Below are 22,570 nucleotides of genomic sequence, written 5' to 3'. Positions count from 1 at the left end.
GGCGTAAAAGTCGCTCAGCCGTTGATCTGGCCGTGCGGAACGGTCTTGAACGTTTCGGTGGGCTGATCGCTGCCACCGTAGTTCGCCATCACCTGGGTGTCGTTGTCGGTGGAATCGAGCGACTCGCGGATCGCCACCTGCGCCGCGTGCGGCAGCGTGTGGATGATCTCGCGCACCCGCGCCTGGCGACGGAACACAGCCTGGCGGGCGGGCATGCCCGGCTCGGCCTTCATCTGCGGGATGATGCCGTCGATCTCCTCGGCGCCACCGTGGTGGTGACCGGCGTCGACGAGCGCCTGCTCGCGCGCCATCTGCGCCTCGTCCTTCTCCTCCGACATTCCGATCGGGCCGATCATCCGACCGTTGAGGAACTGCTTGACCACCGGCTCCTCGCTGGTGAGCAGCACCTCACGGGGGCCGAACATCACCAGGTTGCGGCGGAAGAGCATGCCGATGTTGTCCGGCACGGTACGGGCCAGGTTGATGTTGTGCGTCACGATCAGGATCGTGGCGTCGATCTGGGCGTTGATGTTGAGCAGCAGCTGCGCCAGGTACGAGGTACGCACGGGGTCCAGGCCCGAGTCGGGCTCGTCGACGAGGATGATCTGCGGGTCGAGGACCAGCGCGCGGGCCAGACCGGCGCGCTTGCGCATACCACCGGAGATCTCGCCGGGCAGCTTGTTCTCGGCGCCGAGCAGACCGGTCAGCTCGAGCTTCTCCATGACCACGCGACGGATCTCGGATTCCGTCTTCTTCGTGTGCTCACGAAGCGGGAAGGCGATGTTGTCGTACAGGTTCATCGAGCCGAACAGCGCGCCGTCCTGGAAAAGGACGCCGAACAGTTTGCGGATCTCGTAGAGCTCCTTGTTGGAGCATGTCGTGATATCGGTGCCATCGATGAAGATGGACCCGCGCTCGGGCCGCAGCAGACCGATGAGCGACTTCAGGAACACCGACTTACCCGTACCCGAAGGGCCGAGCAACGCGCTCACCTCACCCGAAGGGAGCGTGATCGACACGTCCTGCCAAATTCGCTGTGAACCGAAGGATTTTGTTACTCCCTCGGTCCTGACCTCGACGCCCACTGCTACCTCCATTGATCCCTGCGAGCACCCCACCCGCGTTACCGCGCGCTCACATCACGGCGGCGCACCACGACTCTGTGGGTCCGGTCACTGTAACCCATCAGTGAGACGGGGCACACCCCTACATGACTGAAGAGTAACCTGCGGCGGTTCCCACAACCCGGAACACTTTCGCATGTCCGGGACAAATAGCAAACGGGCGGCCCGCGAGGACCGCCCGTTCACAAAAGCACAGGTTCCGAATTACTTGACGGAAACCTTGGCGCCGGCCTCTTCGAGCTTGGCCTTGGCAGCCTCGGCGGCGTCCTTGGCGACCTTCTCCAGGATCGGCTTCGGGGCACCCTCGACCAGGTCCTTGGCTTCCTTCAGGCCCAGGCCCGAGACGATCTCACGGACCACCTTGATGACCTGGATCTTCTTGTCGCCGGCACCCTCGAGGATGACGTCGAACTCGTCCTGCTCCTCAGCGGCGTCGGCAGCGGCGGCACCGGGGCCGGCCTGGACGATCGCGGCCGGGGCGGCAGCGGTGACGTCGAAGGTCTCCTCGAAAACCTTGACGAACTCAGAGAGCTCGAGCAGGGTCAGCTCCTTGAAGGCGCCGATCAGTTCTTCGGTGCTCAGCTTGGCCATGGTGGTTCCTTTCGTGGTGTACCTCGCGGCGCATACGCACCGCGAAGCGGGTAATAGATGTCTTATTCGGCGGCGTCGGCCGCGGGTGCCTCATCGGCAGCAGCAGCGGGGGCGCCTTCGGCACTCGTACGCTTCTCGAGCAGGGCCTGGGCGAGCCGGGCGACCTGCGAAGCGGGAGCGGCGAACAGGGCGGCAGCCTGCGACGGCTTGGCCTTGAACGCACCGGCCAGCTTGGACAGCAGCACCTCACGCGAGTCGAGATCAGCGATCTGCTCGACCTCGGACACGGACAGCGCGCGGCCGTCCATGTATCCGCCCTTGATGACCAGGGACTTGTTGTCCTTGGCGAACTGCTTGAGCGCCTTGGCGGCATCGACCGGCTCACCCTTGATGAAGGTGATGGCGGTCGGGCCGACGAACAGCTCGTCCAGACCCGCCACACCGGCTTCGCCGGCAGCGATCTTGACCAGGGTGTTCTTGGCGACGGAGTACGTGGCGTCGGCGCCGAGCGCACGACGCAGCTCGGTGAGCTTGCCGACCGACAGGCCACGGTATTCCGTGACAACAGTGGCCGTGGAGTTCTTGAACTGCTCCGCGATCTCCGCGACAGCGGTGACCTTTTCAGGTTTCGCCATACTTCGCCTCCTCTCTGATGTCGGTTTCGTTGGTGCACTACCGAATCAGGGGCCGGCGACAAAACGAACGCCCCGGACGCAAGGCGTACCGGGGCGCAAAATAATTTCGGCCTCAGCTCTCCCTGCGTGGGTCGCCGGCAATGTCGCCGGACCTTCGATCGACACCGTGAAACGGCATCAACGACCAACGGTCTTCGGTAGAACGAATGGGTGTGGTCTTCGAGAATGTATGCACATCCCGCATGACCGTTGTCCAGTCTACATACCGCGCATGTAATCCACAAAACGGGTCAGCGCGGCCGAGCGCCGGAAGACGAACGGGTCGCGAGCGTGAGCCGAATCAGCTTGCCGGACAAGGCCGCTGAACGCCGCGAGGGCGGGAACGCACAGTGCGTTCCCACCCTCGCGGTTGCTCTAGGAGCTAGCGGTCAGCCGAAGCTCACGCATCCTCGTCGAGGAGGTTGCGGGTGCGGTTCGGGTCCACCGGGATGCCCGGTCCGGTGTTCGTCGAAACCGTGATCTTCTTGACGTAGCGACCCTTGGCGGTCGACGGCTTCACACGCAGGATCTCGTCCAGCGCGGCGCCGTAGTTCTCCACCAGCTTGGCATCGTCGAAGGACGCCTTGCCGATGACGAAGTGCAGGTTGGCCTGCTTGTCGACGCGGAAGTTGATCTTGCCGCCCTTGATCTCGTTGACGGCCTTGGTCACATCGTTGGTGACGGTGCCCGTCTTCGGGTTCGGCATCAGACCACGCGGGCCGAGGACACGCGCGATGCGGCCGACCTTGGCCATCTGATCCGGAGTGGCGATCGCGGCGTCGAAGTCGAGCCAGCCGCCCTGAATCCGCTCGATCAGGTCCTCGGCGCCCACGGCGTCGGCGCCTGCGGCCTCGGCCTCGGAGGCCTTCTCGCCGGCGGCGAACACGATGACGCGGGCGGTCTTACCGGTGCCGTGCGGCAGGTTGACGGTGCCACGGACCATCTGGTCGGCCTTGCGGGGATCCACGCCGAGACGGACGGCGACCTCGACGGTCGCGTCGGTCTTGGTGGTCGCGGTCTCCTTCGCCAGGCGCGCGGCGGCCAGCGGGGAGTACAGGTTGTCGCGATCGACCTTCTCAGCAGCGGCGAGGTACGCCTTGCTTCGTTTTGCCATGATTTTCTGTCCTTAAAGTTTCGAGTTCAGATGTGGTTGTCGGGCCTGGCCGGCCCTCCCACATGGAGCGAGATTCGCTCAGCCTTCGACGGTGATACCCATCGAACGCGCGGTACCGGCGATGATCTTCGCGGCCTGATCGAGATCGGTGGCGTTGAGATCCTCGGCCTTGGTCTTCGCGATCTCACGGACCTGGTCCATGGTGACCTTGGCGACCTTGGTCTTGTGCGGCTCAGCGGAGCCCTTCTGCACACCGGCGGCCTTGAGCAGCAGACGCGCGGCAGGCGGGGTCTTCAGCTTGAAGTCGAACGTCCGGTCCTCGTACACCGAGATCTCGACCGGGATGACGTTGCCACGCTGCGACTCGGTCGCGGCGTTGTACGCCTTGCAGAACTCCATGATGTTGACGCCGTGCTGACCGAGCGCGGGGCCGACCGGCGGTGCCGGGTTGGCTGCGCCGGCCTGGATCTGCAGCTTGATGATCCCGGCGAGCTTCTTCTTCTTGGGGGGCATCTTTCTTCCTTGGCTTTCTGGGGTTCGGTTCCTTACGGTTGCCGTAAGCCTCGTATCCGCGCACGACTCGGCCCCGACAGGTATGCGGGGAAGTCAGAACACGAACCATCACACTCTACTTGACAAGCAACACCGCAAGACAATCGGGTGGCGACCAGCACAAACGCGAAACGGCACCGCCGATGAGCGGTGCCGTTTGCGAAAGCGGGAAACTTTAGATCTTGGAGACCTGGGTGAAATTCAGCTCGACCGGGGTCTCGCGACCGAAGATCGAGACGAGCACCTTGAGCTTCTGCTGCTCGGCGTTGACCTCGGAGATCGACGCGGGCAGCGTGGCGAACGGGCCGTCCATGACGGTGACCGACTCGCCGACCTCGAAGTCGACCTCGATGGTGGGCTTGCCCGAAGCCGAGCTACCGGCATCCGACCCACCGGCAGCGGCCGCTGCGGCCTTCTTCTGCGCCTGCGCACCGGCCGGGACCAGGAACTTCACGACCTCGTTGATGGTCAGCGGGGTCGGCTTGGCGCCGGGGCCACCGCCGGTCATCCCGACGAAACCGGTGACGCCGGGGGTGTTGCGCACCGCGCCCCACGACTCATTGTTCAGTTCCATCCGGACCAGGATGTAGCCCGGCAGAACCTTGCGGTTGACGTTCTTCTTCTGGCCGTTCTTGATCTCGGTGACCTCTTCGGTCGGCACCTCGACCTGGAAGATGTAGTCCTCGAGACCGAGGTTCTGCACGCGGGTCTCGAGATTGGTCTTGACCTTGTTCTCGTAGCCGGCGTAGGAGTGCACGACATACCAGTCGCCGGGCACGCGGCGCAGCTTGGTCTTCATCGACTCGATCGGGTCGGCCTCGGGGTCTTCCTCGGTGGCGACTTCGTCGATCACGGCTTCGTCGACGACAACCTCGTCGGCAGCGGCTTCGTCGTCGGCGAGCTCGGCGGCCTCGACCTCGTCGGTGGCGGTTTCCGCCACGACAGTGTCGTCAACCGGGAACTCGTCGTTGGTGTCGTTCTCCGGGGTGCTCACTGAGGCACTCGCTTCCTGTGTCGTCACGTACATCTTCTGGGCTGGTCGGGTGCGCGGTGGCGCACTCCGCCGCTGGCGACCCGTGATCGGCCACCGGCGTGGTTGTCGGCGATCAGCCGAACAGCCAGTCGACGCCCTTGATGAACGCTGCGTCGATCCCGGCGATGAACGCGACCATGAAGACCACGAACACCAGAACGACGGCCGTATAGGTGGCCATCTGCTTCCGGTTGGGCCAGATCACCTTGCGCAGTTCCGCGATGACCTCTCGCAGGAACTTGATCAACCGCTTGAACGGATTACCCGACTTGGCCTTACCGGCAGTCTTGTCCGCCTTGCGCGAGGCCGACGGCCGATCGAGCGTGGCCACCGATCCGGTGTCTGCCGGAACATCCGACGCGCGCACACGACGAGCAGACCGCTTGCCACTCGGTCGAGTGGCCGCGGCGGTGTCCTCGCCGTCTTCGCGAGTATCCCGCTCGTCGCTCACGTCGATCCTCTCTCGTCGCTGGCATCTAGGGCAGGGGCGACAGGACTTGAACCTGCAACCTGCGGTTTTGGAGACCGCTGCTCTGCCAATTGAGCTACGCCCCTTCGGTTGGACCAGCCTGAGCTGTAGTGCCCAACCACATTCGATATTCGGTTGTCCCTAGTGTCACACAACACGCGCGCCGCTTCCATGAGGATTAGACCCTCGGGAAGATCAGCGCGCAGCATCTCGTGACCCCAGAGTCCCGACTATACGTCACCGCGCGCGGTTATCGCCAATCCGGGGCACTCGACCAGGTCAGGACAGCTGGACGGTTGCTGTGGCACGGCCGAAGATCTTTTTGCCCGCCGACTTCGCCGTGATGGCGACCACCGCCGTACGCGTCTGCGGATCGACCGATTTCACCTTGCCGGTGTATTCGACCTCGGCCGGCACGTCGGAACCGACGTAGACCGGGCTGGTGAAGCGCACGTTGTATTCCTTCACCGCGCCCGGATCGCCCAGCCACGAGGTGACGAAACCGCCGCCGAGACCCATCGTGAGCATGCCGTGCGCGACCACGTTGTCCAGGCCGACCAGCTTCACGACCTCGTCGCTCCAGTGGATGGGGTTCGCGTCGCCGGAGACGCCCGCGTAGTTGACCAGGTCGCCGCGGGTGAGTCGCACCACGCGGGCGGGCAGCTCGTCGCCCTCCGAGACACTGTCGAAGGACAGAGCGTGCTCGCTGAACGTCGGCGCAGGCTGCTTGGTGATCGGGTCGGGGGTGATCTCGGTTCCGAGCTCGGACGGCGCGTGGTGGGCGGGCTCTTCCTCGCCGAGTCCGTGCATGAGCACATTGCGCACCGCCTCCGACATCCGAGGATCGATATCACCGCCGCTGCGGCCGATAAGGGTGGTGTAGGTGGTGAGCACCAACTCGTCGTCCTGGGCGGTGACGATGTTCTTCGTCACGATGATGTCGCCGCCGAAGGCCTGGCGGAACGAATGCAGATACACATCACAGGTCAACCGGTCGCCGACCCGGATCGGGCGGTGGAATTCCAGGATCTGATCGGTCTGCATGATCTGACTCAGGTCGTACCCGGTCACGATCTGTTCGAAGAGTTTGCGCTGGGCGAGAATGCCGACCAGGGAAATGAAGGTGAGCGGGGCGAGCAGGCCCTGATGGCCGTATTCGCGCGCGATGTCCTCTTCCCAGTGCACCGGGTGGTAGTCCTGCACGGCACGGGCGTATTCGCGCACCTTCTCGCGACCGACCTCGTAGTAGTCGTCGACGCGGTAGTGGTGGCCGACCATCGAGGCCGCGTGGGCGGCGGGATCGAAGGATTCGGCGGCTGCGGCAGAGTCCGCTTCGTGAGTTCCGGTGTTCACTGTCACATCGTGGACCTTACTCACCTGTAAGACAGCACCGACGTCGACCGGTGTAAAACGTGGCGCGTCCGGGTACTGTATCGGCCCCGAACAGTGGGCGAACTTCCCCGGAAAAGCACAAAGGCCGGACTCTCGTCCGGCCTTCGGCAGATGTTTTCAGAAACTAGCGCGACTCGCGGTGCGCCCGGTGAGTTCCGCAGTTCGGGCAGAACTTCTTGAGCTCGAGGCGATCCGGGTCGTTACGCCGGTTCTTCTTGGTGATGTAGTTGCGGTGCTTGCACTCGTCGCAGGCCAAGGTGATCTTTGGCCGGACATCGGTGGACTTCGCGGCCACGATTTGCCTTCTTTCCGGTCTGGGCTGAGTTGAAATTGGTAGCGATGGCCGGACTTGAACCGGCGACACAACGATTATGAGTCGTTTGCTCTACCAACTGAGCTACACCGCCACGGCGGACTAATATCCCGATGATGCCGCGGTTAGCCGCTCACCACCGGCAATCCGGCGAGCCCCCTAACGGAATCGAACCGTTGACCTTTTCCTTACCATGGAAACGCTCTACCGACTGAGCTAAGGGGGCATGACTACGTGGCACAGAGTCTGTATCGGCAAGCCGATCAGCGTGACCCCGTGCTCCGGCGTCCTGAACGAGATTACACACTCCGCACCCACAGCACCAAATCGGCAGCTCAAGGGCCGTTTTCACGGCACTGGAACCGGTCTTGGGCGGGTGGTTCTTATCGAGGCTACCCCGGATGCGCAGTGAGCCGGGTCCGTAAACCAAGGAACCCCCGCCGATCTTGATGATCGACGGGGGTTCGAGGTGGCAGATGTAGGATTCGAACCTACGTAGGCATAAGCCGACGGATTTACAGTCCGCTCCCATTGGCCGCTCGGGCAATCTGCCGTGTGCGCCGTTTCCGGTGCGCTGAGCAGCTTACAACGTAGGTACCCGGACTATCAAAACGCCTGCACAGACCCCCTGCGAGCACCGGTTGTCCGCCCATGGGGGTACAACTGTCTGGTTGGCCGGGGTAGCACCCGGCCCCGGAGTTCGCCGGACCTTCACAGGACAGGAGCGCAGTGTGGCTGATTCGTCATTCGACGTCGTGAGCAAGGTCGATCGGCAGGAGGTCGACAACGCTCTGCACCAGGCGGAGAAGGAGCTGAACTCGCGCTACGACTTCAAGGGCACCGACGCCTCGATCGCCTGGTCGGGCGAGGAGGCCATCGTGCTGACCGCCAATGCCGAGGAGCGGGTGCAGGCGGCGCTCGACGTGTTCAAGGAGAAGCTGATCCGCCGCGATATCTCGCTCAAGGCGTTCGAGGCGGGCGAGGCGCAGCCGTCGGGAAAGGTGTTCAAGATTACCGGCACGCTGGTGCAGGGCATCGACACCGAGAAGGCGAAGAAGATCTCGAAGAAGATCCGCGACGAGGGCCCCAAGGGCGTGAAGGCGCAGATCCAGGGCGAGGAGCTGCGGGTGAGCAGCAAGAAGCGTGACGATCTGCAGGAAGTGATCTCGCTGCTCAAGGGCGAGGACTTCGGCATCGCCCTCCAGTTCGTCAATTATAGATAGCGGCTGGTGCCGCGGGGTTTTCGGCCCCGTGTGCCTTGAATCCGAGGGGCGATACTCCGCCTTCGGCGTTACGTCTCGCCCCTCGGATCCGAGGCGGCCGAAAACCCAGCTAGTGCGGGTGAGTACCGCCCGCCATTTCCTCCAAGCGCTTGATGCGTTCGTCCATCGGGGGGTGGGTGGAGTACCAGCGGGCTACGCGGTCGCCGGCGCGGAACGGGTTGGCGATCATCAGGTGTGATTCGCTGGTGATCTTGGGGTCGGGTGGGAGCGGGGCCACCTGGACGCCGCGTTCGATCTTGCGTAGGGCCGAGGCCAGTGCGAGGGGATCGCCGGTGAGTTCGGCGCCGGACTGGTCGGCCTGGAACTCTCGCGATCGCGAGACGGCCATCTTGATCAGGCCGGCCGCGATCGGGCCGAGCAGGGAGACCAGCAGCACACCGATGATGTTCGGGCCGTTTCCGTCACGGTTGCCGAACGAGCTCGCGAAGAACGCCATGTTCGCCAAGCCGGTGATGACCGAGGCCATCGCGCCCGCCACCGACGAGATCAGGATGTCGCGGTTGTAGACGTGCGACAGCTCGTGGCCGAGCACCGCGCGCAGCTCACGTTCGTCGAGCAGTTGCAGAATGCCGCTGGTGCAGCAGACTGCGGCGTGGCGCGGATTACGGCCGGTCGCGAACGCGTTCGGGGCGGTGGTGGGGCTGATGTAGAGCCGCGGCATCGGCTGGCGCGCCGTGGTCGCGAGTTCGCGCACGATCCGGTACATGACCGGCGCCTCGAGTTCGCTCACCGGTTGCGCGTGCATCGATTTCAACGCCAGTTTGTCGCTGTTGAAGTAGGCGTAGGCGTTCATGCCCACAGCCAGCACGATCGAGATGATGAGGATCGTCGGGCTGCGGAACATGGCCCCGATGGCGACGATCAGCGCCGACATGCCGACCATCAAGGCGAAGGTCTTCATCCCGTTGGGCATGAATGAGCAACGCGAATCGAAGACCTTTAGTTCCGGCTAGCCGACTCGTTCGATGGTGTAGCGGACCAGGCGGGTGAGGGCGTCGTTGGCCGGGCCGGCGGGCAACGACGCGAGTTCGGCGTCGGCCAGGTCGGCGTATTCGGCGAGCTTGTCCTTGGCCATCGCCATGCCGGGTGAGCGGCGCAGCAGCTCCAGTGCCTCGTCGACCTCGGCGTCGGTTTCCAGCGGGCGGGCGAGCAGGGTGCGCAGGCGGTCGCCGTCGGGGCCGGTCTCGCGCAGGGCGTAGAGGACCGGCAGGGTGTGCACGCCCTCGCGCAGGTCGGTGCCCGGCGTCTTGCCCGACTGCTCGGCCGAGGACGAGATGTCGATGATGTCGTCGGAGATCTGGAAGGCGGTGCCGACGGCGTCGCCGAGGCGGGCCAGGCGTTCGACGTGCTCGCCGGTCGCCCCGGAGAAGGTGCCACCGAAGCGGCCCGCGGCGGCGATCAGCGAACCGGTCTTCTCCCACACCACACGCAGGTAGTGCTCGACGGGATCCTGGGTTTGCTTGGCGCCCATGGTTTCCCGCATCTGGCCGGTGACCAGTTCGGCGAAGGTCTCGGCGATGATGCGGACCGCGTCGGGGCCGAGGGTGGAGGTCAGGCGCGAGGCGTGCGCGAACAGGTAGTCGCCGGCCAGGATCGCGATGTTGTTGCCCCAGCGCGAGTTGACGCTCTCCGCGCCGCGACGCTGGGTCGCCTCGTCCATGACGTCGTCGTGATAGAGCGTGGCCAGGTGCACCAGTTCCACGACTGTGCCCGCGGTGACCAGCGCCGGGTCGGTCGGATTGGGGCCGAGCTGACCGGTGAGCACGGTGAACAGCGGCCGGAACCGCTTGCCGCCCGCCCTGGCCAGGTGCAGGGCCGCCTCCTGGAGGAAATCCTCGCCGTCGGAGAGTTCGTCGACGAGCAGTTTCTCGACCGCTGCCAGCCCGTCGCGCACGGTGACGGCGAGTTCGGGATCGACGAGATCCACCCCGGCAACCACGGTGCTTTCGTCGCTCACAGCCGATGTGCTCATTATCTTCTCCCAGCGATGCGTCCGACCCCGACGGGTAGCAACCTAGCGTGTTCCGGCACGATGGCCGATGAACCCCGTCACACAGTGACTATTCCCGGTGTACCCGACACTCTCGCACAGCGGCCGAGGGTGCCAGTATTGAGCCATGGGTTCACCGGATCTCACCCCCGCCGACCACGCGCCGCTACCCGCTACCGTCGAGGTACTGGTAGTCGGGGCCGGGCCTGCCGGTTCCGCGTCGGCGGCGTGGGCCGCGCGCGCCGGACGCGATGTGCTGCTGCTCGATTCGGCAGTTTTCCCGCGCGACAAGACCTGCGGCGACGGGCTCACCCCGCGCGCCACCGCCGAACTGGAACATCTGGGTCTGGGCGAATGGTTGCGCGCGCACACGGTGAACCACGGGCTGCGGATGGCGGGCTTCGGCAAGGAGGCGCTGCTGCCGTGGCCGGGCGGGTCGTTCCCGACCTACGGAAGTGCCGTTCCCCGAACCGAACTCGACGACAAACTGCGCGAGGCAGCGATCAAATCGGGTGCGCGGATGGTCGACGGCGCGAAGGTCACCGAGGTGCTGCGCGAGGGTGAGCGGGTCACGGGGGTGGCGGTGCGCATCGGCGAGACCACGCATACGGTGCGCTGCCGGGTGCTGGTGGTGGCCGACGGCGTGCGCTCCCCCATCGGAAAACAGTTGGGCCGCACCTGGCATCGCCGATATGCGTACGGCACCGCCGCCCGCGCCTACATCAAATCCGGTCGCAGTGACGACCAGTGGATCTCCTCGCACCTGGAACTGCGCAATGCCGCCGACGAACTGGTCCCCGGCTACGGCTGGATCTTCCCGCTCGGCAACGGTGAAGTGAACATCGGCGTCGGCTCACTGGCCACCGAGGCCCGACCCTCGCACGTCGCACTGAAACCGCTGCTCGAGCACTACACCCGACTGCGCCGCGAGGAATGGGAACTCGAAGGCGAACTGCGCGCGGTGGCCTCGGCACTGTTGCCGATGGGCGGCGCGGTCTCGAACGTCGCGGGCCCGAACTGGGTGCTGGTCGGCGACGCCGCAGGCTGTGTGAACCCGCTCAACGGCGAAGGCATCGACTACGGCCTGGAAGGCGGGCACATGCTCGCAGCCCTCCTCGACGAACCCGACCTGACCGAGGTGTGGCCGCAACTGCTACGCGACCACTACGGCCGCACCTTCTCGGTGGCCCGCAGGCTCGCGGGCCTGGCCACCCAGCCGAAGATGGTCCCGCTGGGTGGACCCCCAGTGATGCGCTCGAAGTACTTGCAGCGCACAGCAGTTCGCGTGATGGGCAACCTCGTCACCGACGAGGACCTCGACCTCACCGCCCGCGCCTGGCGAGCGGCGGGCCGAGCCTCACTACGCGCAGACGAACTCCCGCCCTTCAGTTCCGCCTCCCCGCGTACTCGAGCCTGATTCAGGGCCGGGGCTGATCTGCGTCGGCGGCTGCCGGTCCTGGCCAGGGCCGGGTTTGCCGTGGCTGGGGAGTCACCCATGTTCTTGCCTGATCAAGTCGTGCCGCCGAAGCGGCGGCACCAGCCCCGTGTCACAGGGTCGCGTACCAGTTTACGATGAATTTGCGTTCGCTGTTCAGTACGCGTTGGTGCAGCTGTTCGGCCAGGGGCTCGATGGCGCCGCCGACCAGCGGGACCTTCACCTTCACGGTGCCGACGACCTCGATTTCGCTGCCTTCGGCGGTGGGGCGCAGTTCGTAGGTGCCCGACATCTCGGTGGTGATGCCGCTGGTGTTGCCGGTGAAGCTGCCCTTGGCGAGCTCGCCCTGCAGCGGCTGCCAGTTGTCGGTGCGCACCAGGACCAGATCGCTCTTGAGCACCTTGCGTACGAGGGCGGGAACCTTGTCTTTACCTGGGGTTTCGGTCATCTTGATGGTGATCGAGCCGGGGCCGTCGGGATGGGAGAGTTCGATGGTCGCGGTCTCGGCGGCGGCGAAACGCGCCTGCCAGACCGCATCGTCGACGAGTGCCCGGTGAAGCTCTTCGACCGGGACTGCATAGGGCACGGTGAAGCTGAATTTGCGGGACATGCGGGGAATGTTAGGGGAGGGACTGATGGGGCGTGGCCGCGCGGGGACTTCCGGTGCGGGGGTGACCGGTACTGTGTGGCGGGTGTCGGAAACCAGCCTGTCGGAGCGGCGGAACAAGCGCCTGCGGCGGGCTCGGGCGTGGGTGATCGGGGCGGCGGCCGTGGTCAGCGTGCTGATGGTGCTGCTGGTGCTCGCGGCCTGGCGCAACGACTTCGAGATCGAACGCAATCGTGGCGTCACCTCCGGTGAGGTGCTGTCCGCGGGCCGGTTGCGCTCGGCGGTGATCTACGTGACGCCCGACAGCGTGACCCACAATCCGAAGGTCGGCATCCTGTATCCGACGAACCTGACCGTCGGTCAGCGGATCAACGTGGAGTACTCCACGCGCGATCCCGACCTGGTCCGGGTGGCGGGGCGCGATGCGCGGGTGGCGATCATCCCGGCGGCGTCGGTGATCGTCGTGGCCTGGGCGCTGGCCTTGCCGGTGCTGTGGATCCTGCGCCGCAAGCAGCGCGAATCGTAACTTCGTTTGCTGTTCGTCCCGCCTTCACGTCGGTGTGGGGGTGTCGCGCGGTGTGGCGGTCACCCTGAGAGGGTGCGCGTAGCCATCGTCTCGGAGTCTTTCCTGCCGAACATGAACGGCGTCGTCAACTCCGTGCTGCGGGTGTTGGACCACCTGGAACAGCACGGTCACGACGCGATGATCGTGGCGCCCGATTCCCTGCGCGGCGCCCCGCCTGCCCCGCGTTTCCACGGCCGCTTCCCGGTCCACCGGGTGCCCGCGATGATGGTGCCGAAGGTGAGCTCGCTGCCGGTGGGTCTCCCGCAGCCCGGAATCACCGCCGCCATCGCCGCTTTCGATCCCGATGTGGTGCACCTGGCCTCGCCATTTCTGCTCGGCGCGGGCGGGCTCGCGGCGGCGACGCGGTTGGATCTGCCGACGGTAGCGGTGTATCAGACCGATGTGGCCGGGTTCGCCAAGAGCTACGGACTCGGACTGGCCGCACGGGCCGCGTGGGCGTGGACGCGCCGGATCCACGAGGGCGCCACCCGCACGCTGGCGCCGTCGTCGGCGGCCGCGCACGATCTCGCCGAGCACGGGATCCCACGCGTGCACCGCTGGGGCCGTGGCGTGGACATCGCCCGGTTCAACCCGGCCGCGCGCAGTGCCGAATTGCGGGCGAGCTGGCTGGGCTCGAGTGATCGGCTCGTCGTCGGGTTCGTGGGCAGGCTCGCGCCGGAAAAGCACGTGGAGCGGCTGGCCGCGCTGGCCGGTGACCCGTCGATCCAGCTCGTCGTGGTGGGCGACGGACCGGAACGGGCCCGGTTGCGCAGGTTGATGCCGGACGCGGTGTTCACCGGTGAGCTGGGTGGCAGCGAACTGGCCACGCACTACGCCAGTTTGGACGTGATGGTCCATCCCGGCGAGCACGAGACGTTCTGCCAGGGCGTGCAGGAAGCGCTGTCCTCGGGTGTGCCGGTGATCGGGCCCGATGCGGGCGGACCGCGGGATCTGATCTCGCACTGCCGCAACGGGTATCTGCTGCCGGTCGACCGGTTCGCGGAATTGCTGCCGAGCGCGGTGTCGGCCCTGCGCGACGCACGCCAGCGCGAGTTGTTCGCGGCGGCGGCACGCAAGTCGGTGCTGCACCGCACCTGGCCCGCGGTCTGCACCGAACTGATGGGCCACTACGCCGACGTCACCGGGATGCACCAGCGATTGCCCCGCACCGCCTGAGCGCACCTCCGCCTTCGCTACGGCCGTGCGCGAAAGACTGACGAGCGCTGCGCGCCTGTGTTCACCAGGGTGGTGAAACCCACTCGCGCTATCGCGGCGAAAAAACTCTAAGCTCGGTTCGTGGCGACAACAGAGCAGCGAGAACCGATTCGGGCTTCGCTGGACAAGCAACCCCACGAGGTCGCGTCGATGTTCGACGGTGTGGCGAAACGCTACGACCTCACCAACACGGTCATCTCCGGTGGCCAGGATCGCTACTGGCGGTGGGCGACCCGACGAGCGCTCGGGCTGCGTCCCGGCGAGCGGGTGCTCGATCTGGCCGCGGGTACCGGCGTCTCGACCGTCGAGCTCGGTAAGTCCGGCGCCTGGTGCGTGGCCGCTGACTTCTCGCAGGGGATGCTCGGGGCGGGCCGGTTCCGCAAGGTGCCGATGGTGGCGGGCGATGCGATGGCGCTGCCGTTCGCCGACGATTCGTTCGACGCGGTGACCATTTCGTTCGGGCTGCGCAATGTCGCCGATATCGATCTGGCGCTGCGCGAGATGCTGCGGGTGACCAAACCGGGTGGCCGGGTGGTGGTGTGCGAGTTCTCCACACCGGTGTTCGGGCCGTTCCGCACCGTGTACATGGAGTACCTGATGAAGGCGCTGCCCCGGGTGGCGCGCGCGGTGAGTTCCAACCCGGACGCGTACGTGTACCTGGCCGAGTCGATCCGCGCCTGGCCGAACCAGCGCAGGCTGGCCCGCCGGATCGCCGACGCAGGTTGGGACTCGGTGCAGTGGCGTGACCTCACCGGTGGCGTGGTCGCGCTGCACCGCGGCTACAAATTGGGCTGAAACCCGGCCGGTCGCCGGGGTGAGTCCGGTCACCCCCGCTCGCGCGCGATTGCGCCTGCCCGACCCGGAATGTGCCCTGATCAGGGGTGATATTCGGGTCGAATCCTCACCGCCGAAATTTTGGCATGTGAGGTCGATTGTCACCTGGACATAACGTTCGGTAAATCGAGCGCAACGACCGATGCGGATGATCGAGTCATGACAGGGGAAGCGGACGGCACGGACACTGTGCGGACACAGTGCTCGTACTGTGGCGTCGGCTGCGGCATAAGCGTCCAGACAAAGACTGATAAGTCTGGCGCGCGGTTGATCGCGAAGGTCAGCGGCGACAAGCTGCATCCGGCGAACGCGGGCAGACTGTGCACCAAGGGCGCCACCCACGCGGAGATGATGGCCGCGCCGGGCCGGATGGACACGGCCTACCGGCGTCCCGCACGCGGACAGGTCCCCGTTCCGCTGCCGGTCGACGAGGCCGTGCACGAAACCGCCGCCCGCCTGCGCGCGATCCTCGACGAGCACGGCCCCGACGCGATCGCCCTCTACGTCTCCGGACAGATGTCCCTCGAGGCCCAGTACCTGGCCACCAAGCTGGCGAAGGGCTACCTGCGAACCAAGCACATCGAAGCCAACTCGCGCCTGTGCATGGCCAGCGCGGGCACCGGCTACAAGCAGTCCCTCGGGGCCGACGGACCGCCCGGTTCCTACGACGACTTCGAGCACGCCGACCTTTTCCTCGTCAGCGGCGCGAACATGGCCGACTGCCACCCGATCCTGTATCTGCGCATGGCCGACCGGCTCAAAGCGGGCGCCAAGCTGATCGTGGTCGACCCACGCCGCACCGACACCGCCGCCCGCGCCGACCTGTTCCTGCAGATCGCGCCGGGCACCGACCTCGCCCTGCTCAACGGGCTGCTGCACCTGCTCGTCGCCGACGGTGCGATCGACACGGCGTTCATCGCCGAGCACACCGAGGGCTGGGACGCGATGCCCGAGTTCCTCGCCGACTATCCGCCGGCCCGCGTCGCCGAATTGACCGGGTTGGCCGAAGCCGATATCCGCACCGCGGCCACGATGATCGCCGAGGCGGGCGAGTGGATGTCGCTGTGGACGATGGGACTCAACCAGTCCACGCACGGCACCTGGAACACCAATGCCCTGGTGAACCTGCACCTGGCGACCGGCACCATCTGCAGGCCCGGCAGCGGGCCCTTCTCGCTCACCGGCCAGCCCAACGCCATGGGCGGGCGCGAGATGGGCTACATGGGCCCCGGCCTGCCCGGCCAGCGCAGCCTGCTCTCCCCCGCCGATCGCACCTTCGTCGAAACCGCGTGGGAGCTGCCCGAGGGCACGCTGCGTACCGAGGCGGGCCCCGGCACCATCGACATGTTCCGTGGGTTGGCCGACGGCGAGATCAAGGCCGCGTGGATCATCTGCACCAATCCCGTTGCCACCGTGGCCAATCGCAAGACCGTGATCGCGGGTCTCGAGGCGGCCGAGTTCGTGGTGGTGCAGGACGCCTACGCCGAGACCGCCACCAACGCCTACGCCGATCTGCTGCTGCCCGCCGCGCTGTGGGCCGAAACCGATGCGGTGATGGTGAATTCGGAGCGCAACGTCACCCTGCTGCAGCAGTCGGTCGACCCGATCGGTGAGGCGCGCCCGGACTGGTCGCTGATCGCCCAGGTCGCCACCGCGATGGGTTTCCCCGGCTTCGAATTCGTCTCCAGTGCCGAGGTTTTCGCCGAACTGCAGCAGTTCACCAACCCGGCCACCGGCTACGACCTCAGTGGCATGAGCTACGAGCGCCTCGCTGATGGCCCGATGCAGTGGCCGTGCAACGACGCCGACACACCGCGCAACCCGATCCGCTATCTCAACGACGGCACCCATCAGCCGCTGCACGTGGCGGCCGACGGCACCACCCCTCGGCTCGCGTTCGCCACCCCGAGCAGGCGGGCGGTGTTCTTCCCGCGCCCGCACATGCCCGCCGCCGAACTGCCCGACGACGACTACCCGTTCCTGCTCAATACCGGCCGGCTGCAACATCAGTGGCACACGATGACCAAGACCGGCAAGATCGCCAAACTGACCAAGCTGAACGGGGCGCCGTTCGTCGAGGTGCATCCCACCGATGCCGAACGCCTCGACCTGTTGCCGGGCGATCAGCTCGAGATCGCCTCGCGCCGGGGCCGTGCTGTGTTGCCGGTGCTGATCAGCGACCGGGTGCGACCTGGTGATTGTTTTGCTCCTTTCCACTGGAACGACGAGCAGGGCGAATATCTGACGATCAACGCGGTCACCAATGACGCGGTGGACCCGGCTTCGCTGCAGCCGGAGTTCAAGGCCTGCGCGGTGGCGCTGCGCCGGGTAGGCCCCGCCGCCGCCCCCGAACAGACGCCGTCCCAACCGGATCGACTACCCGCGCAACCCGGCGCGCATCCCCTGGCCGGGATCCTCGGCCTCGACGCCGGAACCTCGCCCACGCTCAGCGAGACCGAGCGCATCTACCTCGGCGGCTACCTCGCCGCCCTCCAATCGCTGCCGGTCACCGGGCAGCCGGTGCTGCCGGTGAGCGCGCCGCTGTCGACACAGTCGCGACTGTGGGTCGACGGCCTGCTGGCAGGCATGTACTCCCGCAACGCCGGCGCCGCCGAACCCACCGACAGCCCGGCCCCCCACCCGATCACCGTCCTGTGGGCCTCCCAGACCGGCAATGCCGAGGAACTCGCCGCCACCGTCGCCGCCCGGCTCGCGGACGCGGGCCTCACGCCCTCGTTGCTCGACATGGACTCGTGCGAGCTGACCTCGATCACCGGTGACGTCCTCATCGTGACCAGCACCTTCGGTGACGGCGGCCCGCCGGACAACGGTGCCGACTTCTGGACCAGGCTCGAAGACAGCATCATTCGGCTCAACGGTGTTCGCTACGCGGTGTTCGCCCTCGGCGACTCCTCCTACGACGACTTCTGTGGCCACGGCCGCAAGCTCGACACCCTGTTCGCCGAACGGGGCGCGAAGCGACTGCTGCCGCGGGTGGACAGCGAACCCGACTTCGCCGATACCGCCGAGCAGTGGCTCGACGATGTCCTGCTCGCCATCACCAGCGGATCACCCGACGACAGCTCCTCCCTTGGTGCGCAGGGTCGCAACGGCTCGCCGGGCAACTTCCCGCCCGGCGGCACCGGTGCGCCGGGTGGTGCCCGACATGGTCGAGACGGCGCACCGACGAGCACTTCACCGAGCGGCTCCACGAACAGCTCCCTTCTTGATAGTGGTGCCCTGCAGACGAATTCGGCTCGCCCGATGCCCTCGCCCGTCGGCCGCGGTGGCGCCACCGTGCTCGACCGCCGACTCGCCCCCACCCAGCGCGCCACCGCCGCACCGTTCACTCGCCAGTCCCCCGTCCTCGCCACTCTGATGCGCAACGAGATCCTGAGTGCGCCGGGTTCGCCGAAGGAGGTGCGGCGCTTCGGTTTCGACCTCCACGATCTCGAGGCCGGCTACGAAGTGGGCGATTCACTGGGCGTGCTGCCCGCCAACTGCCCCGACCTGGTCGACGAATGGCTCGCCTGCACCGGCCTCGACGGTCGGCGCATGATCGAGGTCGACGACCGCGAACTCACCCTCACCGACGCCCTGCGCACCCACTTCGACATCACCAAGGTGAGCCAGGATCTGCTCGGCTTCATCGGCGAGCGCAATCCCCACCCGCAGCTGGCCAAGCTGCTGCGCCGCGACAACCGCAACGAGCTCGCGTCCTATCTCTGGGATCGTCAGGCCGTCGATGTGCTGCGCGACTTCCCGGTGCGCACCGATCTCGTCGACTGGCTCGCCGCTCTGAAAAAGCTGCAGCCACGCCAGTATTCGATTTCGTCCAGCCCGTTGACCACCCCGGACGAGGTGCAGCTGACGGTCGGTGTCGTCCGCTACGGCGACCCCGTTGGCACGTCCTCGCGACGCGGTGGGGTGTGCTCGACCTTCCTGGCCGACCGTGGCACCACCGAGGTGCCGATCTTCCTGCAGCGGGCACCGCACTTCCGTCCGCCGCTGGATCCGAACGCCCCGATGATCATGGTGGGACCGGGCACCGGTATCGCTCCTTTCCGCGGTTTCCTGCACGAGCGGCGGGCCATCGGCGCGACCGGCCGCAACTGGTTGTTCTTCGGCGACCAGCACGCCGCCCAGAACTTCTACTACCGCACCGAGCTCGAGGACATGTTCCGCTCCGGCTTCCTCACCCGCCTGGACCTGGCCTTCTCCCGCGATCAGCGCGAGCGGGTCTATGTCCAGCACCGGATGATCGAGCACGGCGCCGAGCTGTGGTCGTGGCTGCGCGACGGCGGCCACTTCTACGTCTGCGGCGACGCCTCCCGCATGGCCAAGGATGTCGACGACACCCTGCTGCGGATCGCCCAGATCCACGGAAAGCTGGACGAGGCGGGCGCGCTGGCCTTCAAGAAGCAGCTCGTGGCCGAGAAGCGGTACGTGCGCGACGTGTACTGATCAGGCCGCGTGGATCGCCGGCGGGTTGAGCCGGGTGAAGTCGGGCAGCCGGTGGTACGGGTAGTAGGGGTACGGGGGTGTGGTCGCGCTCGCGGCGTCGAGGGCGGCCAGGTGTTCGGGGTCGAGTTGCCAGCCGACGGCACCGAGGTTCTGGCGTAACTGCTCCTCGTTGCGGGCGCCGATCAATACGGTGGCCACCGTCGGCCGGGTGAGCAGCCAGTTCAGGGAGATCTGCGGGACGCTGCGGCCGGTTTCGGCGGCGATCCGGTCGAGCACGTCGACGATGTCGTAGAGGCGTTCGTCATCGACGGGTGGACCGGCCTGCGCGGTCTCGTGCAGTCGGCTGCCTGCCGGAAGTGGTTGTCCGCGACGGACTTTGCCGGTGAGCCTGCCCCAGCCGAGTGGGCTCCAGATGATGGAACCGACACCCTGGTCGGCACCGAGCGGCATCAGTTCCCATTCGTAGTCGCGACCGACCAGCGAGTAGTAGACCTGGTGCGCCACCGGCTTTTCCAGGCCGTGAGCTTCCGCGGTGGCGAGGGTTTTCATCAGCTCCCAGCCGGCGAAGTTGGAGACGCCGAGGTAGCGGACCTTGCCTGCCCGCACGAGATCGTCCAGGGCCGTGAGGGTTTCCGCCAGCGGGGTGCCCGCGTCGAAGGCGTGCAGTTGGAACAGGTCGAGGTAGTCGGTGCCGAGGCGGCGCAGGGAGGCCTCGACTGCGCGGATCAGCCGGGCGCGGCCTGATCCCGCCTCGTGGGGGCCGGGGCCGGTGGGCAGCGCCGATTTGGTGGACAGCAGCACCTGCTCGCGCCTGCCCTTGATCGCCGCGCCGAGCACTTCCTCCGACGCGCCGTCGGAGTACACATCGGCCGTGTCGAACAGGGTGACACCGGCCTCCAGGCTGATATCGATCAAGCGCCGCGCCTGCGCGGCATCGGTATCACCCCACGCGCTGAACAGGGCACCACCACCGCCGAACGTGCCTGCGCCGAAGCCGAGTGCCGGAACGAGAAGACCAGATGCGCCGAGCCGCCGGTATTCCATGAGAGCTCCTAAGGGGTCTATAGTTTCGTTAACTTGACCGACAGTACACCCGGTTCGCGCTAAACGAAACAGGAGTTCCGTTATGAATCACGATATCGCCTGGCCTGGATCCGTTCGCCCTGGTGGACGCACCGCCAGGGTGCGCGAGTCCGTGCTGGAAGTGGCAGGCGATCTGCTCGCGGACCGCGGCTTCGCCCATCTCGACCTGACCGAGGTCGCCACCGGCGCCGGGGTCGGCAAGACCACCGTCTACCGCCGTTGGCGCACCCCCGCGGGCTTGGTCGCCGACCTGCTCGTCGAGATGGCCGAGCAGTCACTACCCCGCGCCGACACCGGTTCGCTGCTCGATGACCTGACCGCCAACGCCCGGCTGGTCGCCAAGACCCTCGCCGACGGTCGCCAGAGCAACCTCTTCCGTGCCGTCATCGCCGCCGCCACCTGCGACGATGCCACCGCGGCGGCGCTGCACAGCTTCTACGACACCCGGCTCAACGAATGGGCACCGTGCGTCGAGGAGGCGGTAATCCGCGGCGAGGCCCCCGTCGGCACCGACCCGCGTGCCGTGCTGTCCGCCGTCTCCGCGCCGCTCTACTACCGATTACTGGCCAGCGGCGACCCGATCGATCAGGACATCGCCGACCGCTCGGCCAAGGCCACCACGGTCGCCGCCGCCGCCGGAATCTTCGTCACGGCCTAGGCGACAGCCGACGAACGCCAGGCGGGGTCACGGCCGGTGAGCCCGAGCACCCGCTCGAATTCGGGTGCGTCGGCCGGGATCTCGACGATCGGACCGAACAGGCCCGGCGTGCCGGCGGGATCGGTGTCGCGCAGGAATTCGTGCAGGATCGCCAGGTGGGCGGGGTCCACCCGCAGGGTCTGTCCGGTCGCGGCGGCGAGATCCCAACCGTGGATGACGATCTCGTCGAGCGCGACGATCGCCATGACAGCGGCGGGCATCTGCACACCACCGGCTTCGGTATCACCGTCCCATGCCTGCTCGTCGCGCCATGCCGCCGTCAACGCGTCGAGCTGCGCGGTGATGACCGTGCGCCAGTCGGCCGGCAGCACGATGTCGGCACCGCTGGGCGGCGGCGCCGAGTTACCGACCGCTTCCTTCGTCGCGGCCTGCCGGAAGGCCTCGGTCAGACCGACGACGTGGCCGAGCAGATCGCGCACGGTGGACTCACCCGACGGGGTGGGGTCGCCGAGTTGGTTGTCGGCGATGCCGTCGACGACCTCGGCAAGCGAGCGGGCGGCGGGTTCGAAATCGAACTGCGGTTCCATGAGCGACTCCTCATCGATGACAGGCGGGTGCACTCATGATGACGACACCGTGGCCCGAAACTCATCGGTCGCGGGTTGCCGCGCGCACCGGATCGGCGCACCCTGGACAGCGCAGGCCCGATCAGCGACACGACATGTCCGAGGCAACCACCGTCGGTAGGCAACAACGACGAACAGGAGCACCGATGATCGACTACGAAGCCGCCCGCCCGCTGGACGAGATCCCCGAGGCCGATCGCATCGAACAGGCACAGTCCGCCTTCCGCGACGACGACCCCGACGATCCGGCCTACCTCGACGCCGCCGACTACACCGACGAGATGGCGACCAATATTGCCCGCGACGCCGACACCGCCAACCCAGCCGACGTCATCGAACAGACCATTCCCGTCCCGCTCGACGACGGCGACGGCTTCATCGTCGCCGAGGAAACCTGACCGGCACCGACCCGACAGCGTTCCCCAGCTACGCACGGCCGAAGCTGAGCGGAGACACGCCTGACCAGTACCGCCGCGACAGCGATCCTCAGCCGCGCACGGCTGAAGCGAAGGCGGAGGTACACCTGACCAGCACCGACGCGACAGCGA

At 66.6% G+C, this 22,570-nt stretch carries 22 protein-coding genes and 4 tRNA genes; 8 read left to right on the top strand and 18 right to left on the bottom strand.

Going from position 1 to position 22,570, the window contains the following annotated elements; translation table 11 throughout:
• Positions 1 to 14: 14 nt before the first annotated feature.
• The 13 genes from ACFWUP_RS11165 to ACFWUP_RS11105 form a co-directional block, all read right to left on the bottom strand.
• Positions 15 to 1,097, bottom strand: a complete 1,083-nt coding sequence (locus tag ACFWUP_RS11165; RefSeq protein ID WP_379233091.1) for an ABC transporter ATP-binding protein — start codon at positions 1,095 to 1,097, stop codon at positions 15 to 17.
• Positions 1,098 to 1,328: 231 nt separating this feature from the next.
• The gene (gene rplL, locus ACFWUP_RS11160; RefSeq protein WP_379233089.1) at positions 1,329 to 1,715 is read right to left on the bottom strand and encodes a 50S ribosomal protein L7/L12; all 387 of its coding nucleotides are present in this window, start codon (positions 1,713 to 1,715) and stop codon (positions 1,329 to 1,331) included.
• Positions 1,716 to 1,777: 62 nt separating this feature from the next.
• Positions 1,778 to 2,350 (bottom strand): 50S ribosomal protein L10, encoded by a 573-nt coding sequence (gene rplJ / locus ACFWUP_RS11155; RefSeq protein ID WP_379233087.1) that lies wholly within the window; start codon positions 2,348 to 2,350, stop codon positions 1,778 to 1,780.
• A 439-nt stretch (positions 2,351 to 2,789) separates the two neighbouring features.
• On the bottom strand, positions 2,790 to 3,503 hold the full coding sequence (gene rplA, locus ACFWUP_RS11150; RefSeq protein WP_301903705.1) for a 50S ribosomal protein L1: 714 nt from the start codon (positions 3,501 to 3,503) through the stop codon (positions 2,790 to 2,792).
• Between the two features lie 78 nt (positions 3,504 to 3,581).
• Positions 3,582 to 4,016, bottom strand: a complete 435-nt coding sequence (gene rplK / locus ACFWUP_RS11145) for a 50S ribosomal protein L11 (protein WP_019049397.1) — start codon at positions 4,014 to 4,016, stop codon at positions 3,582 to 3,584.
• Between the two features lie 214 nt (positions 4,017 to 4,230).
• Positions 4,231 to 5,049 carry a transcription termination/antitermination protein NusG gene (gene nusG / locus ACFWUP_RS11140; protein WP_379233085.1) on the bottom strand — a complete coding sequence of 273 codons (819 nt, stop codon included), beginning with the start codon at positions 5,047 to 5,049 and terminating at the stop codon, positions 4,231 to 4,233.
• A gap of 112 nt (positions 5,050 to 5,161) precedes the next feature.
• The gene (gene secE / locus ACFWUP_RS11135) at positions 5,162 to 5,539 is read right to left on the bottom strand and encodes a preprotein translocase subunit SecE (RefSeq protein ID WP_379233083.1); all 378 of its coding nucleotides are present in this window, start codon (positions 5,537 to 5,539) and stop codon (positions 5,162 to 5,164) included.
• A 31-nt stretch (positions 5,540 to 5,570) separates the two neighbouring features.
• Positions 5,571 to 5,643, bottom strand: a tRNA-Trp gene (locus ACFWUP_RS11130).
• Positions 5,644 to 5,836: 193 nt separating this feature from the next.
• Positions 5,837 to 6,910, bottom strand: coding sequence for a fused (3R)-hydroxyacyl-ACP dehydratase subunits HadA/HadB (locus ACFWUP_RS11125; RefSeq protein ID WP_379233081.1), 1,074 nt, complete (start codon positions 6,908 to 6,910; stop codon positions 5,837 to 5,839).
• Between the two features lie 163 nt (positions 6,911 to 7,073).
• Positions 7,074 to 7,244, bottom strand: a complete 171-nt coding sequence (rpmG, locus tag ACFWUP_RS11120; protein ID WP_056814348.1) for a 50S ribosomal protein L33 — start codon at positions 7,242 to 7,244, stop codon at positions 7,074 to 7,076.
• Between the two features lie 36 nt (positions 7,245 to 7,280).
• Positions 7,281 to 7,356 (bottom strand) — tRNA-Met (locus ACFWUP_RS11115).
• Between the two features lie 59 nt (positions 7,357 to 7,415).
• Positions 7,416 to 7,488 (bottom strand) — tRNA-Thr (locus ACFWUP_RS11110).
• A 244-nt stretch (positions 7,489 to 7,732) separates the two neighbouring features.
• Positions 7,733 to 7,815, bottom strand: a tRNA-Tyr gene (locus ACFWUP_RS11105).
• Between the two features lie 178 nt (positions 7,816 to 7,993).
• On the opposite strand from ACFWUP_RS11105, the gene ACFWUP_RS11100 reads away from it, so the two are divergent.
• On the top strand, positions 7,994 to 8,485 hold the full coding sequence (locus ACFWUP_RS11100; protein WP_266293669.1) for a YajQ family cyclic di-GMP-binding protein: 492 nt from the start codon (positions 7,994 to 7,996) through the stop codon (positions 8,483 to 8,485).
• Between the two features lie 109 nt (positions 8,486 to 8,594).
• Here ACFWUP_RS11100 and htpX read toward each other — a convergent pair whose 3' ends face one another.
• Both htpX and ACFWUP_RS11090 read right to left on the bottom strand, forming a co-directional pair.
• Complete coding sequence (gene htpX, locus ACFWUP_RS11095; RefSeq protein ID WP_379233079.1) at positions 8,595 to 9,458, bottom strand: zinc metalloprotease HtpX; 864 nt, start codon at positions 9,456 to 9,458, stop codon at positions 8,595 to 8,597.
• A 36-nt stretch (positions 9,459 to 9,494) separates the two neighbouring features.
• The gene (locus ACFWUP_RS11090; protein WP_379233077.1) at positions 9,495 to 10,517 is read right to left on the bottom strand and encodes a polyprenyl synthetase family protein; all 1,023 of its coding nucleotides are present in this window, start codon (positions 10,515 to 10,517) and stop codon (positions 9,495 to 9,497) included.
• Positions 10,518 to 10,662: 145 nt separating this feature from the next.
• Here ACFWUP_RS11090 and ACFWUP_RS11085 point away from each other — a divergent pair, with 145 nt between their 5' ends.
• The gene (locus tag ACFWUP_RS11085) at positions 10,663 to 11,952 is read left to right on the top strand and encodes a geranylgeranyl reductase family protein (protein ID WP_379233075.1); all 1,290 of its coding nucleotides are present in this window, start codon (positions 10,663 to 10,665) and stop codon (positions 11,950 to 11,952) included.
• 130 nt (positions 11,953 to 12,082) lie between these two features.
• Here the strand turns inward: ACFWUP_RS11085 and ACFWUP_RS11080 are convergent, their stop codons facing one another.
• Entirely contained in the window at positions 12,083 to 12,580 is a 498-nt protein-coding gene (locus ACFWUP_RS11080) for a DUF2505 domain-containing protein (RefSeq protein WP_379233074.1), read from the bottom strand.
• A gap of 82 nt (positions 12,581 to 12,662) precedes the next feature.
• On the opposite strand from ACFWUP_RS11080, the gene ACFWUP_RS11075 reads away from it, so the two are divergent.
• The 4 genes from ACFWUP_RS11075 to ACFWUP_RS11060 all read left to right on the top strand — a co-directional run bounded on the left by ACFWUP_RS11075 (position 12,663) and on the right by ACFWUP_RS11060 (position 19,655).
• Entirely contained in the window at positions 12,663 to 13,103 is a 441-nt protein-coding gene (locus ACFWUP_RS11075; RefSeq protein ID WP_379233072.1) for a DUF3592 domain-containing protein, read from the top strand.
• A 72-nt stretch (positions 13,104 to 13,175) separates the two neighbouring features.
• On the top strand, positions 13,176 to 14,318 hold the full coding sequence (locus ACFWUP_RS11070) for a glycosyltransferase family 4 protein (RefSeq protein ID WP_379233070.1): 1,143 nt from the start codon (positions 13,176 to 13,178) through the stop codon (positions 14,316 to 14,318).
• A 120-nt stretch (positions 14,319 to 14,438) separates the two neighbouring features.
• The gene (locus ACFWUP_RS11065; RefSeq protein ID WP_379233068.1) at positions 14,439 to 15,152 is read left to right on the top strand and encodes a demethylmenaquinone methyltransferase; all 714 of its coding nucleotides are present in this window, start codon (positions 14,439 to 14,441) and stop codon (positions 15,150 to 15,152) included.
• 198 nt (positions 15,153 to 15,350) lie between these two features.
• Positions 15,351 to 19,655, top strand: coding sequence for a molybdopterin-dependent oxidoreductase (locus ACFWUP_RS11060; protein ID WP_379233066.1), 4,305 nt, complete (start codon positions 15,351 to 15,353; stop codon positions 19,653 to 19,655).
• Here ACFWUP_RS11060 and ACFWUP_RS11055 read toward each other — a convergent pair whose 3' ends face one another.
• The gene (locus ACFWUP_RS11055) at positions 19,656 to 20,699 is read right to left on the bottom strand and encodes an aldo/keto reductase (protein WP_379233065.1); all 1,044 of its coding nucleotides are present in this window, start codon (positions 20,697 to 20,699) and stop codon (positions 19,656 to 19,658) included.
• An 82-nt stretch (positions 20,700 to 20,781) separates the two neighbouring features.
• Here ACFWUP_RS11055 and ACFWUP_RS11050 point away from each other — a divergent pair, with 82 nt between their 5' ends.
• Complete coding sequence (locus ACFWUP_RS11050; protein WP_379233063.1) at positions 20,782 to 21,396, top strand: TetR/AcrR family transcriptional regulator C-terminal ligand-binding domain-containing protein; 615 nt, start codon at positions 20,782 to 20,784, stop codon at positions 21,394 to 21,396.
• Here ACFWUP_RS11050 and ACFWUP_RS11045 read toward each other — a convergent pair.
• Positions 21,393 to 21,983: a TIGR03086 family metal-binding protein gene (locus ACFWUP_RS11045; RefSeq protein ID WP_379233061.1), complete on the bottom strand. Its 591-nt coding sequence runs from the start codon at positions 21,981 to 21,983 to the stop codon at positions 21,393 to 21,395. The genes ACFWUP_RS11050 and ACFWUP_RS11045 overlap by 4 nt on opposite strands.
• A gap of 185 nt (positions 21,984 to 22,168) precedes the next feature.
• Between ACFWUP_RS11045 and ACFWUP_RS11040 the strand changes: the two genes are divergently transcribed.
• Positions 22,169 to 22,420 (top strand): hypothetical protein, encoded by a 252-nt coding sequence (locus tag ACFWUP_RS11040; RefSeq protein WP_379233059.1) that lies wholly within the window; start codon positions 22,169 to 22,171, stop codon positions 22,418 to 22,420.
• Positions 22,421 to 22,570 lie beyond the last annotated feature (150 nt).

Origin of the sequence: Nocardia sp. NPDC058658 (assembly GCF_042716665.1) — a bacterium.
Classification (GTDB): Bacteria; Actinomycetota; Actinomycetes; order Mycobacteriales; family Mycobacteriaceae; genus Nocardia.
Note: the sequence above shows the minus strand (reverse complement) of the source record. Positions and strands in the feature narration are given on the sequence as shown.

What these genes read in the sequence shown, in the direction of transcription:
- ACFWUP_RS11165 (WP_379233091.1), bottom strand. Translation starts at nt 1,097, where the DNA reads ATGGAGGTAGCAGTGGGCGTCGAGGTCAGGACCGAGGGAGTAACAAAA.
- rplL (WP_379233089.1), bottom strand. Translation starts at nt 1,715, where the DNA reads ATGGCCAAGCTGAGCACCGAAGAACTGATCGGCGCCTTCAAGGAGCTG.
- rplJ (WP_379233087.1), bottom strand. Translation starts at nt 2,350, where the DNA reads ATGGCGAAACCTGAAAAGGTCACCGCTGTCGCGGAGATCGCGGAGCAG.
- rplA (WP_301903705.1), bottom strand. Translation starts at nt 3,503, where the DNA reads ATGGCAAAACGAAGCAAGGCGTACCTCGCCGCTGCTGAGAAGGTCGAT.
- rplK (WP_019049397.1), bottom strand. Translation starts at nt 4,016, where the DNA reads ATGCCCCCCAAGAAGAAGAAGCTCGCCGGGATCATCAAGCTGCAGATC.
- htpX (WP_379233079.1), bottom strand. Translation starts at nt 9,458, where the DNA reads ATGCCCAACGGGATGAAGACCTTCGCCTTGATGGTCGGCATGTCGGCG.
- ACFWUP_RS11090 (WP_379233077.1), bottom strand. Translation starts at nt 10,517, where the DNA reads ATGAGCACATCGGCTGTGAGCGACGAAAGCACCGTGGTTGCCGGGGTG.
- ACFWUP_RS11085 (WP_379233075.1), top strand. Translation starts at nt 10,663, where the DNA reads ATGGGTTCACCGGATCTCACCCCCGCCGACCACGCGCCGCTACCCGCT.
- ACFWUP_RS11080 (WP_379233074.1), bottom strand. Translation starts at nt 12,580, where the DNA reads ATGTCCCGCAAATTCAGCTTCACCGTGCCCTATGCAGTCCCGGTCGAA.
- ACFWUP_RS11060 (WP_379233066.1), top strand. Translation starts at nt 15,351, where the DNA reads ATGACAGGGGAAGCGGACGGCACGGACACTGTGCGGACACAGTGCTCG.
- ACFWUP_RS11055 (WP_379233065.1), bottom strand. Translation starts at nt 20,699, where the DNA reads ATGGAATACCGGCGGCTCGGCGCATCTGGTCTTCTCGTTCCGGCACTC.
- ACFWUP_RS11050 (WP_379233063.1), top strand. Translation starts at nt 20,782, where the DNA reads ATGAATCACGATATCGCCTGGCCTGGATCCGTTCGCCCTGGTGGACGC.
- ACFWUP_RS11045 (WP_379233061.1), bottom strand. Translation starts at nt 21,983, where the DNA reads ATGGAACCGCAGTTCGATTTCGAACCCGCCGCCCGCTCGCTTGCCGAG.
- ACFWUP_RS11040 (WP_379233059.1), top strand. Translation starts at nt 22,169, where the DNA reads ATGATCGACTACGAAGCCGCCCGCCCGCTGGACGAGATCCCCGAGGCC.